Origin of the sequence: Spirillospora sp. NPDC127506 (assembly GCF_040302145.1) — a bacterium.
Taxonomy (GTDB): Bacteria; Actinomycetota; Actinomycetes; order Streptosporangiales; family Streptosporangiaceae; genus Spirillospora.
In genome coordinates this window covers 1-1,326 of the sequence record NZ_JBEORG010000104.1, presented here as the reverse complement: position 1 = coordinate 1,326, position 1,326 = coordinate 1, and the positions used below count along the sequence as shown (strand labels likewise).

The 1,326-nt window shown below is 67.0% G+C and carries 1 protein-coding gene; it reads left to right on the top strand.

The annotated features are described in order from the left end of the window. Positions 1 to 1,326: alpha-1,4-glucan--maltose-1-phosphate maltosyltransferase (locus tag ABTW95_RS35660; RefSeq protein WP_500228637.1), on the top strand; the 1,326-nt coding region annotated here is incomplete at both ends.

The window sequence follows — 1,326 nt, the reverse complement described above, 5'->3', positions numbered from 1 at the left end:
GGACGTGTTGGAGCGTCATCCGCTGCGGGATCTGCTGACGGTGTCGGACTGGTACCCCCTGGTCGTCCACCGCCGCCGCGCCCTGTACGGCGCCTGGTATGAGTTCTTCCCCCGCTCCGAAGGCGCCGCCTTCGACCCCATGGGCCGCCGCGGCCCCACCTCCGGCACCTTCCGCACCGCGATGAAACGCCTGCCCGCCATCGCCGACATGGGCTTCGACGTGGTCTACCTGCCCCCCATCCACCCCATCGGCACCACCCACCGCAAAGGCCCCAACAACACCCTGGACGCCGGCCCCTACGACCCCGGCTCCCCCTGGGCCATCGGCTCACCCGACGGCGGCCACGACGCCATCCACCCCGACCTGGGCACCCTGGAGGACTTCGACGCCTTCGTCGCCCACGCCCACCACCACGGCCTGGAAATCGCCCTCGACCTGGCCCTGCAATGCTCCCCCGACCACCCCTGGGTCACCACCCACCCCGAATGGTTCACCACCCGCGCCGACGGCACCATCGCCCACGCCGAGAACCCGCCCAAGAAATACCAGGACATCTACCCCCTCAACTTCGACAACGACCCAGAAGGCCTCTACACCGAGATCAAACGCATCCTGCACCACTGGATGAACCACGGCGTGCGCATCTTCCGCGTCGACAACCCCCACACCAAACCCGTCGCCTTCTGGGAACGCCTCCTGGCCGACATCAACACCACCGACCCCGACGTGCTCTTCCTCGCCGAAGCCTTCACCCGCCCCGCCATGATGCACACCCTGGCCAAAATCGGCTTCCACCAGTCCTACACCTACTTCACCTGGCGCAACACCGCCGACGAACTCACCGCCTACCTCACCGAACTCACCGGCCCCGCCGCCGCCTACATGCGCCCCAACCTGTTCACCAACACCCCCGACATCCTGAACGAATACCTCCAGCACGGCGGCCGCCCCGCCTTCGAAATCCGCGCCATCCTGGCCGCCCTGCTCTCCCCCACCTGGGGCATCTACGCCGGCTACGAACTGTGCGAAAACACCCCCGTCCGCCCCGGCAGCGAGGAATACCGCGACTCAGAGAAATACCAATACCGCCCCCGCGACTGGGACACCGCCACCCGCACCGGCACCACCATCGCCCCCCTCATCACCCACCTCAACACCCTGCGCAACACCCACCCCGCCCTCCAACAACTCCGCAACCTGCACTTCCACCACATCGACCAACCCGAACTCCTGGCCTTCTCCAAACGCCACCTCAACGACGTCATCCTGGCCATCGTCAACCTCAACCCCCACCAACCCCGCGAAGCCACCGTCCACCTCGACCT